Genomic DNA, 9,687 nt, shown 5'->3' with positions numbered 1-9,687 from the left:
GGCCCCGGGGGGGGGCCCGTGATAGCGGGGTGGTTTACCCTGGGGCGCGCCCCGGGGTAACCCCAACGCCGTTGTGCTCCACCGAGGTGGTCGGACGCTACCGCGACGGGGAGCGGGAACGGCCGCGCCACCTCGCCGGCCACGAACACCGCCGCCCCACGGCCTACCGGGATCACCCCGCGGAGGTCCGGCTACCGGGTCCAGGGTTCGGCGGGCCGGCACGGCGGGTCCGGGTCGCCGTGGACGACGGTGCCGGACGGGTCCACGTAGCACCGCCGGTCCGCGCCGGTCGGCGGGAACAGCCGGCGCCGGCCGGCCTCGCCGCCGTCCGCCGTGTAGGCGACCAGCTCGGCCGTCTCCGCCACCTCGCCGTCGCTGATCAGCCCGAACACGCCGCGCTCCAGGCGCGCCACCGTGGTGTGTCCGTTCCCGTGGTCCAGGACGAGCCGGCGTACCCGGTCGCTGACCCGGCCGGCCACGATCACCTCGCCGCCGTCGATCTCCGTCGATGACGCGCTCAACCGCTGCACCGGACCCGGCATCCAGTCCCGCGACAACCACCGCTCGCCGCCGGCGCTGCCGCTGCTCTCCACGCCGTCCGGCGTCCCGGAGAGGTCACACGTGAAGTAGCCGATCGGCGTGAGGAACACCGCCACCGCCCGATGGTCGCGGCGTGCCGCCATGGCGAGATCCGCGGCCCGTACCGCCGGGACCGTCGGCGCGTGGCCGGCCGGGCCGATCGTGTTGCACGGTGCCTAGGCGAAGGTCAGCACCAGCGCCGGGCGCCTGGCCACCATCGGGTACTCCCGGGCGTAGTACGCCTGCCCGCCGGTGTCGTTCTCGGTGGCGTCGCGGATCAGCCAGCCGTACCCGCCGCCGGCGTACTGTGCCTGCGTCTGGGCCAGGACGTTCCAGCTTTCCACGCCCCCGTTGGGCAACGTGGCCACGATGGAGACCGGGCTGCCGGTGGTGGCCGGCTGGGTGTTCCAGGTGACCGCGGCCTCGGTCCAGGCGGACGCGACGGTGAGGACCTGTACCGTGCGCCCGGCGGTGGGGGTGCCGACCGTGAGGTTGAGGTGTGCGGCGGTGAGGATGCAGCCGGTGCCCGGCGCGGGCAGGGTGAACCGGATCAGGCCGCGCCGGTTGGCGGCGCTGGACGAGGCGACCTGGATCTGGCTGGCGGTGCCCTTGGTGGTCGTCGGCAACGCCTGGTCGATGTACGAGTCCGCGACCGCGTCGAGCGTCTGGGTGCCGGGGCTGGCGCAGGTGGAGGCGGCCCGGCTCCAGGTCTGGGCGGCGGCCGCCGTACCCGCGGTGTAGCGGGCGCCGGACGGCTGCCAGGCCAGCGTGGCGACCGCGGTCAGGACGGCGAGCGCCGCGACGGCCCGGACCGGCCGGCTCACGCCGCCGCCTCGCCGCCGGTGGCGCGCCACGGGACCCCTCTCGTCGTACCGAAGATGGTTTCGCTCTTGGGCAGTCGGGCGCCCGCGGCGGAACCTGAGGCGTTGCCCGGTGCGATCTGGGACACCGGGGATTCGGGCCCCGCAACCGGGCGGCACCCGGGGGCGAACCGTTCTGCTACCCGGGCGGCCCAACGTCGTCTCATCTGGGAGCGCTTCCAGGTGATGCCCACGCCGAGGTGAGGAACAGATGATCCCGAGACACTCGCTCCGCCCGGTCCGGCGGCTGCCGCTGGTCGCCGTCGCCGTCGTGCTCGGTTTCCTCGGCAGCGGCGCGCTGGTCTGGCAGGCGTCGCAGGCGGCGTACAGCGCGCAGACCAGCGTCACCGCCAACACGTTCGACAGCGGCGGGGTCGCCATCACCAACGAGCGCGCCGGTCAGCTGATCTTCACCAGCGGAACGTCCAACCTGGCGCCGGGCGACAGCGGCACGAGGTGCGTCGAGGTGACCTACTCCGGTTCGCTGGCCGCGCAGGTGAAGGTGTACGCGTCGACGTACGCCTCGACCGGCCTCGGGCAGTACCTGGTGCTGACGCTGGAGGAGGGTACCGGCGGCGACCACGCGTCCTGTGCCGGCTTCACCGCGACCAGCACGCTGATCAACGCGCAGACCGCCGACACCGCGTTCGGCGCCGGCGCGCACAGCTCGTTCGCCACCGGTTACTACGGGACCTGGTCGCCGACCGGCACGGACACCCGGACCTACCGCCTGACCTACAGCCTGCCGATGGCCACCACCGGAGGTTCGGGCACCGACGTGGAGATCGCGTTCAGTTGGGCAGCGCAGTCGACCTGATCCGGTGGCCGCGTCACCGGGCACCGTGGGCGGGCGTCGCGCGATGACGTCCGCCCGGCTGCTCGTGCGCGCGGTCGCCGTCGCCTGCCTGAGCGCGTACGCCGCCACCCTGGTCTGGTCCCTGGTGCCGCTGGCCGTCGGCTGGCGGGCCGCCGTGATCACCAGCGGTTCGATGTCGCCGGTGATCAGTGCCGGGGACGTGGTGGTGTACTCGCCGCTGGGTCCGGCGGACCCGCGCCCCGGGCAGGTGGTGGTGTTCGAGAACCCGGCCCGCCCGGGCACCCTGTTGTCGCACCGGGTGGTCGAGCACACCCCGGACGGCCGGCTGATCACCCGGGGCGACGCCAATCCGGTGCCCGACTCCGACCCGGTGCCGCGCGACCGGGTGCGCGGTGTGGGCCGGCTGCTGATTCCGTACGTGGGCCGCGTCGCGCTGGTCCGCCAGGGTGACTGGGCCGCCGCGGCGGCACCGGTGGCCGCGCTGGCCGGTGCCGCGGTGCTGCTGGTGCTCACCGAGGACCGGGTGCCCGGACGCCCGCCTGGCGCGACGTCCGCGGGAGCCCGCTTCCCGCGCGGCCCCCGCTTCCGACGCGGCGTCCGCTTCCACCGCGGTGCCCGCTTCCACCGCGGTGCCCGCTTCCACCGCGGTGCCCGCTTCCCTCGCTGCGCCCGCTCTCACCGCTGCGCCCGCTTCCACCGCTGCGCCCGCTCCCACCGCGTCGGCGCTGCCCGGCACCGCCGGGTGCCGGTCGCGGCGTGAGCGAACCCCGCTCGTTCGGCCGTCCTTGCTGCGCACCCGGGTCATGGCGGGAAAGTGTCGTACCCCGGCGGCAGAATGACGGCGTGTTGATCGGGGTGACGGCGGAGGGCGGAGCGGGCGCACACGGGGGCGGCCGGCTGCAGGTTCTGCGGCCCGACGGCACACCGGCCGGCCCGGTGGAGGCGGTCCCGGATCTGGCGGCCGCCATCCGGGAACGGGAGGCCACCGGGACGGTCCGCTGGCTGTGGGCGGCCACCGCCGACCTCTATCCGGCGCTGCTGCGGGCCGGAGTGCGGGTGCGCCGCTGCCACGACGCCGAGCTGACCGAGGCGCTGCTGCTCGGCCACGACGGCCGCTGGGGCGAGCCACGGGCGCTGGCCGCGGCCTGGGCCCGGCACACCGGCCGCCCGGTGCCGCCCGATCCACCGCCCCGCCAGCCCGAGCCGCCGGGCCTGAGCCAGGGCGCCCTCTTCGAGACCGCGAGCGCGCCGCCGGCCGCCGCCGGGTTCGACCCGCTGCAGGCTCTCACCGAGGTGTACGCCGACCAGCACCGCCGCTGCGCCGCCGCCGGTCCACCGGGGCGGTTCCGCCTGCTGGTCGCCGCGGAGTCGGCCGGTGCACTGGTCGGTGCGGAGATGGGCCACGCCGGGCTGCCGTGGCGTGCCGACCTGCACGACGACCTGCTGCGGGAGCTGCTCGGGCCGCCGCAGCCGGTCGGGCCGCCCCGCCGGATCGCCGAGCTGGCCGCCGAGGTCAACCAGGCGTTCGGCGTGCACGGCCTGCATCCGGACTCGCCGGCCGAGGTGCTGCGCGCCTTCGCCCGGGCCGGCATCGAGGTGCCGAACACCCGGGCCTGGGTGCTGCGCAAGGTCGAGCATCCGGCGGTCCGGCCGCTGCTGGAGTACAAGGAGCTGTACCGCATCTGGACCGCACACGGGTGGACCTGGCTGGACTCCTGGATCAGCGGGGGCCGGTTCCGCCCGGAGTACGTGCCGGGCGGCGTGGTCTCCGGCCGCTGGGCCACCCGCGGCGGCGGCGCGCTGCAGGTGCCCAAGGTGGTCCGCCGGGCGGTGGTGGCCGACCCGGGCTGGCGGTTCGTGGTCGCCGACGCCGGCCAGCTCGAACCGCGCGTGCTCGCCGCGGTCTCCGGCGACGAGGGCCTGGCCGCGGCCGCGAGCGCGGGCGACCTCTACGCCGCGCTGGCCACCCAGTCGTTCGACGGCGACCGCGCCCGCGCCAAGCTGGCCCTGCTCGGCGCCATGTACGGCCAGACCGGTGGCGCCGCCATCCCCGCTCTGGCGGTGCTGCGGCAGAGCTATCCGACCGCCTTCGAGTACGTCGAGTCCGCCGCGCGCACCGGGGAGGCGGGCGGACTGGTCCGATCCTGGCTCGGTCGCACCTGCCCACCGGCGTCCACGGCCTGGCGCGACGCCGGCCTCGACCCGCCCGAGGAGGTCGGCTCCGCCGAGTCACCGCAGGGCGGCGCGTCCGGCCGGGCACGGGGCCGGTTCACCCGCAACTTCGTCATCCAGGCGACCGCGGCGGAGTGGGCGCTGGTGCTGCTGGCCACGCTGCGCACCGCGATCGAGGGCAGCAAGGCCGAGCTGGTGTTCTTCGTGCACGACGAGGTGGTGGTGCACTGCCCCGAGGAGCAGGCTGACGCGGTGGTGGCCGCCGTGCACGCCGGCGCCGCCGAGGCGGGGCGGCTGCTGTTCGGCGACACGCCGGTCCGGTTCCCGCTCGACGTGTCGGTGGTGGAGTGTTATGCCGACGCCTGACCCCGGCGGTCCGGAACGGCGCCGGGTCGCGTCAGCCGCCGTCGGCCCAGACGTCCAGGTCGAAGCGCTGCAGCACGTGCGGGGCGAACATGCCGAACACGGCGAGCAGCGCGACGACCGTGAAGAGGCCGCGCAGCACCAGCACCTCGCCGCGACCGCCCACCTTGATGGCCAGACCGTCGGGGACGCCGATCATGCGCCACATCCGGCCGCCCAGCGGCATCGGCCAGAGCAGCGGCACCCCGTTCCGGGTGATCATGTCGCCGAACAGATGCACCACGCAGCCCACCGCGACCGCGGCCCCGAGCATCGGATATCCGCGGTCGCCGGGCAGGTGCGCGGCGGTCAGCCAGGCCAGCACCCCGGCGGTCAGGGTGACGATCAGCCAGCCGGCCCGTTCCGCCCACTCGTCGAACAGGCCGCGCAACGCCAGGCCGGTCATGAAGAACATGACGCCGACCACCGCCCACTTGCCGTACTGCGCGCACAACGCCGTGGTGCCCCAGCCGACCAGCGCGGCGAACGGCAGCGTGTGGGTGAACGTGCGGTGACCGTTCGTCCGGCGCGGGTCCCGCCGCAGCTTCGTGGCGGTGTAGATGCCGAGCGACACCTTCTCGGTCACCTCGGCGACGAAGAGCGAGAAGACCCCGAAGGTACGGGCCACCGTGGCGCCGCCCTGGTTGCGCGTGACCTTGCCGGACAGGTCGAGGTCGGGCAGCAGCGCGCCGCCCGCGCACACCGCGGTGCCCACCGCCACGGCGAGCGGCGACTGGTCGTACCCCGCGAAATGGTCCAGAGCCCAGCTACCCGCCAGCCAGGCGGACGCCCCGGACAGCGCATGCGACGGACCCATCATGGTCTTGCCCATCCTCCCCGTGCCCCGGGACCGGTCCGGGAGCAAACCCGGCTACTGTCGCAGAGCGGGGGAGGGCGGACAACGACCGCCACGTCCATCATGGAGTGTCGCGGATCACCTGCGGTCCGGCGCGTTCCAGGGTGCGACTCCGTGCGGGTGGTGGTATCGGTGCCCGTGCGGACCGTGCTCGCGGTGCCGCAGCAAGCCCATGATCAGGAAGAACATCGGGATCGCCGGCCAGAAGAAGTGCGCACCGGACAGCGCCCAGATGCCGGTGAGCACCAGCCCGACGAAGACCACGAATCCGGCCCGCGCGCGGGCGTCCCGGCGTGTCGCGGCCCGGGCCTCCGGGGTGTGCGCGAGCGCCTGGCGACCCCCGTTCGGCAGGTCGGCGGTGTACTGGGCGAGTTCGTCACGGTAGGTGGCGGCGTACACGGCGGCCAGGCGCTCCTCGCCCTCGGCCAGGGTCAGCCGGCCCTCGGTCATGGCGGCGCGCAGGATCGTGGCGACCTGCTCGCGCTCGGCGTCGGAGGTACGCAGCCGGTGCGGGCCGGACCAGGTGGCGTCGGTACTCACGGGTTCCTCCCCAGTGGTGGACTGACTCCAGCGTGGCGTCGACGGCGGCCGGGCGCGTCGGCCCGCTGGGGCATCCCGCGGGCGCAGGAGACACCGCCGCGACGGCGCCGGATACTCCGCCGGGCGCAGGGCGGGCCGGCCGGCTACGCCCCCGGAGGTAGGCGGTCCCGCGCCGGCTCGCCGATGTCCGGGCCGGCGACCCTGCCGTACGGTCAAGACGTGCGAGACCACGACCGGCAGGAGCCCCCACGGCGGTGCGCCGGGCCCGGGAGTGAGGAGCCGTCGTGGCGGCGTGCCGAGTCGGGGCGTGACCCTGACGGGCAGGGGCCGTCGTGGCGGCGTGCCGAGTCCGGGCGTGACCTTGGCTGGCCGCATCCGCCTGGGCGGAAGAATTCGGCGGGTAAGCACGACTGGCCCGGCGGCGCCGTCCTCGCGGCCGGCCTCTTCCACGCGCTCGGTGCCAAGTCGCAGGTCGACAACGGCGGCGTGTTCCGGCCGATGGACCTGCTCGCCTACGCGGTCCTGCTGGCCGGTCCGCTGGCGCTCGGCTGGCGCCGGAAGGCACCCGTGCTGGTGTTCGCCATCGCCGCCGCCGCGTCGATCGGGTTCGGCACGTTCGCGGCGCCGCGGTGGACGTTCCTGGTGGCGCCGCTGATCGCGCTGGCGTCCGCGGTCAAGGCGGGGCGGGGCCGGGCCGCCTTCGGGGTGGCGGTCGCCGGCTACCTCGCGTACCTCTTGATCACCTCGGTCTTCGCCGCGGAACTGGGAGTGCCCACGGGTGCGCGGCCCGACCTGCGCGTCGCGTTGCTGCTCGCCGCCGCGCTGATCGGCGCGATGTTCGTCGGCAGCGCCGCCAAGGCACGGGCCGAGCAACTGGCCGAGGCGACCAAGACCCGCGCGGAACGGGCCCGCGTCCGTCAGGAACAACAGCGCCGGCAGGCGTCCGAGGAACGGCTGCGGATCGCCCGTGAACTGCACGACGTACTCGGTCATCACCTTTCGCTGATCAACGTGCAGGCCGGGGTCGGCCTGCACCTCATGGACAACCGGCCGGAGCAGGCGCGGGAGGCGCTCACCGCGATCAAGACGGCGAGCGCCGAGGCGCTGCGGGAGGTGCGCGCGGTGCTCGGCGTGCTGCGCCCGGAAGAGGAGGCGGCGCCCCGGCAGCCCGCGCTCGGGCTCGACCGCCTGGACGAACTGACCGCGGACGCGGGCCTGCCGGTGACCACCACGACCACCGGGGAGAGGCGCGCGCTGCCCGCCGAGGTGGACCGGGCGGCGTACCGGATCGTGCAGGAGGCGCTGACCAACGTCCGCAAACACGCGGTCACCGGGGCGTCCGCTGAGGTCGCCGTCGACTACCGGGACGCTGAACTGCGCCTGGTCGTCCGCAACGACGGGCCGCGCCCGTCCGCCGCCGACGGTGCCGGGCGGGCGGTCACCGGCCTGCTCGGCGCGGCCACCGGCCTGCTCGGCGGTGGTTCGGTGCTCGGGCGGGACGGTGGTTCGGCGCGTGGCCGGGAGGGTGGTTCGGTGCTCGGGCGAGACGGTGGTTCGGCGCGTGGCCGGGAGGGTGGTTCGGTGCTCGGGCGGGACGGCGGTTCGGGGTCCGGTGGGGATGCCGGGTCGGGGCTCGGGCGGGACAGTGGGCCGGGCGGGGACGGTGCCGTCGCGGGTGGCAGCGGGATCACCGGGATGCGGGCCCGGGCGGAAAGCCTGGGTGGCACGCTGACCGCGGGTCCGCTCGCGGAAGGCGGTTTCGAGGTCGCGGCCGTCCTGCCCACCACCGAGGAGATCACGTGATCACCGTCCTGCTCGCCGACGACCAGGCCCTGGTGCGGGCCGGCTTCCGGGCGCTGCTCGGCGCGGAACCGGACCTCACGGTGGTCGGCGAGGCGTCCGACGGGGTGGAAGCGGTGCGCCTCGCCCGCGAACACCGCCCCGACGTGGTGCTGATGGACATCCGCATGCCGGGCGTGGACGGCCTCGAAGCGACCCGCCGGATCGCCACCGAACCCGCACTGGCCGGCACCCGGGTGGTCATTCTGACAACGTTCGAGCTGGACGAGTACGTGTTCGAGGCGCTGCGTACCGGCGCCTCCGGGTTCCTGGTCAAGGACACCGAGCCGGTCGAACTGCTGCGCGCGGTGCGGGCCGTGGCGGCCGGCGACGCGCTGTTGTCGCCGAGCGTCACCCGGCGGGTGATCGGGGAGTTCGCGACCGCCGGTGCACGCGGGCGCAGCACCCCGCCGCCGCGCGAGCTGGAGCAGCTCACCGAGCGGGAACGGGAAGTGATGATCCTGGTCGCCGAGGGACTCTCCAACGACGAGATCGCCGGACGGCTGCTGATCAGCCCGGCGACCGCGAAGACCCACGTGAGCCGGACGATGATCAAGCTGGGGGCGCGGGACCGGGCGCAGTTGGTGGTCTACGCGTACGAGGCCGGGTTGATCCGTCCCGGCTGGCTGACCTGACCGGCACCTGGCCAGGTGGGACAGGCCCCCAAGATCCGTGAAGGCTTGGTCGAGGGTGGCGGCGTGGCTTCGAGGAAGGGGCGAAGCCGGCCGGTGGCGGCATAGGGGTTGAGGAAGCTGTGCGCCGTCGGAGCCGCTGGCACCTCGGGCCCGTCGCCCGCGCGCGATCATCGCCGGCTGTGCTTCCGCCGGCCGCGATCTTGTGGGCTCCTGGTCGTATATATCGACCACAGCTGCACGACTTCGGCCCGCACGCTGGGTGGGCAGACGGTCGGGTGACCGACGTGCCCGGCGGCGGCGTCCTTCGGCTCCGTTCCTGCCGCGGGGGCGTGGAGTTCCAGCGCGTCGTCGGCTCGGACGTTGCGTGTGGATATGTGGCGCGCTCGGCGCCCGGAGTTTCCACGTGTCGTGGGGTCGGGCGCTGCGTGTGTGGAGGTGTGGCGTGCTCCGTGCCGGGAGTTCCCACGCGTCGTCGGCGTGGGCGTTGTGTGTGGAGGTGCGGCGTGCTCCGTGCCGGGAGTTCCCACGCGTTGGTGGCGTGGGCGTTGTGTGTGGAGGTGTGGCGTGCTCCGTGCCGGGAATTCCCACGCGTTGGTGGCGTGGGCGTTGTGTGTGGAGGTGTGGCGTGCTCCGTGCCGGGAGTTCCCACGCGTTGGTGGCGTGGGCGTTGTGTGTGGAGGTGCGGCGCGCTCTGCACCTTGAAGCCCCACGCGTCGTCGCCGGCCGACAGCACGCGCGACCCTTGGACCTGTACCACGCAGCCCCGGCGCACCCGGTGATGTGATGCGCGGCTATGGGCACCACCCGAGCTCCACGAGCTGCCGGAACTGCGGGAACGAAGTGGGACAGAATCCCGGGGTTGAGGGCTGGCACGCGTATCGCGCCGGGGAACGCAGTCGGGGGGGGCCCCCCGGGGGGGGGGGGGGGCCCGGGGGGGGGGGGGGGGGGTGTGGGGGGGGGTGGGGCCCCCCCGGCCCGGGCCCGGGG

The 9,687-nt window shown here is 74.7% G+C and carries 9 protein-coding genes; 5 read left to right on the top strand and 4 right to left on the bottom strand.

Going from position 1 to position 9,687, the window contains the following annotated elements; genetic code table 11:
* Positions 1 to 191: 191 nt before the first annotated feature.
* Positions 192 to 683, bottom strand: coding sequence for a hypothetical protein (locus LDL48_RS37745; protein ID WP_225259966.1), 492 nt, complete (start codon positions 681 to 683; stop codon positions 192 to 194).
* Positions 684 to 755: 72 nt separating this feature from the next.
* The gene (locus tag LDL48_RS37740; RefSeq protein ID WP_225259965.1) at positions 756 to 1,403 is read right to left on the bottom strand and encodes a DNRLRE domain-containing protein; all 648 of its coding nucleotides are present in this window, start codon (positions 1,401 to 1,403) and stop codon (positions 756 to 758) included.
* Between the two features lie 247 nt (positions 1,404 to 1,650).
* On the opposite strand from LDL48_RS37740, the gene LDL48_RS37735 reads away from it, so the two are divergent.
* From LDL48_RS37735 to LDL48_RS37725, 3 genes are all read left to right on the top strand, one after another.
* Complete coding sequence (locus LDL48_RS37735; RefSeq protein ID WP_225259964.1) at positions 1,651 to 2,256, top strand: hypothetical protein; 606 nt, start codon at positions 1,651 to 1,653, stop codon at positions 2,254 to 2,256.
* 4 nt (positions 2,257 to 2,260) lie between these two features.
* Positions 2,261 to 3,016, top strand: coding sequence for a signal peptidase I (locus tag LDL48_RS37730; protein ID WP_225259963.1), 756 nt, complete (start codon positions 2,261 to 2,263; stop codon positions 3,014 to 3,016).
* An 83-nt stretch (positions 3,017 to 3,099) separates the two neighbouring features.
* Positions 3,100 to 4,794, top strand: coding sequence for a bifunctional 3'-5' exonuclease/DNA polymerase (locus tag LDL48_RS37725; RefSeq protein WP_225259962.1), 1,695 nt, complete (start codon positions 3,100 to 3,102; stop codon positions 4,792 to 4,794).
* A gap of 31 nt (positions 4,795 to 4,825) precedes the next feature.
* On the opposite strand, the gene LDL48_RS37720 is transcribed toward LDL48_RS37725, so the two are convergent.
* Both LDL48_RS37720 and LDL48_RS37715 read right to left on the bottom strand, forming a co-directional pair.
* Positions 4,826 to 5,650 (bottom strand): metal-dependent hydrolase, encoded by an 825-nt coding sequence (locus LDL48_RS37720; RefSeq protein ID WP_225259961.1) that lies wholly within the window; start codon positions 5,648 to 5,650, stop codon positions 4,826 to 4,828.
* 114 nt (positions 5,651 to 5,764) lie between these two features.
* Positions 5,765 to 6,226, bottom strand: a complete 462-nt coding sequence (locus tag LDL48_RS37715; RefSeq protein ID WP_225259960.1) for a DUF1707 SHOCT-like domain-containing protein — start codon at positions 6,224 to 6,226, stop codon at positions 5,765 to 5,767.
* Between the two features lie 219 nt (positions 6,227 to 6,445).
* On the opposite strand from LDL48_RS37715, the gene LDL48_RS37710 reads away from it, so the two are divergent.
* Both LDL48_RS37710 and LDL48_RS37705 read left to right on the top strand, forming a co-directional pair.
* Complete coding sequence (locus LDL48_RS37710) at positions 6,446 to 8,029, top strand: sensor histidine kinase (RefSeq protein ID WP_225259959.1); 1,584 nt, start codon at positions 6,446 to 6,448, stop codon at positions 8,027 to 8,029.
* Complete coding sequence (locus LDL48_RS37705) at positions 8,026 to 8,700, top strand: response regulator (protein WP_225259958.1); 675 nt, start codon at positions 8,026 to 8,028, stop codon at positions 8,698 to 8,700. The genes LDL48_RS37710 and LDL48_RS37705 overlap by 4 nt, the downstream gene beginning before the upstream one ends.
* Positions 8,701 to 9,687 lie beyond the last annotated feature (987 nt).

The sequence above is a fragment of the Jidongwangia harbinensis genome (assembly GCF_020216025.1).
GTDB lineage: Bacteria > Actinomycetota > Actinomycetes > Mycobacteriales > Micromonosporaceae > Actinoplanes > Actinoplanes harbinensis.
Note: the sequence above shows the minus strand (reverse complement) of the source record. Positions and strands in the feature narration are given on the sequence as shown.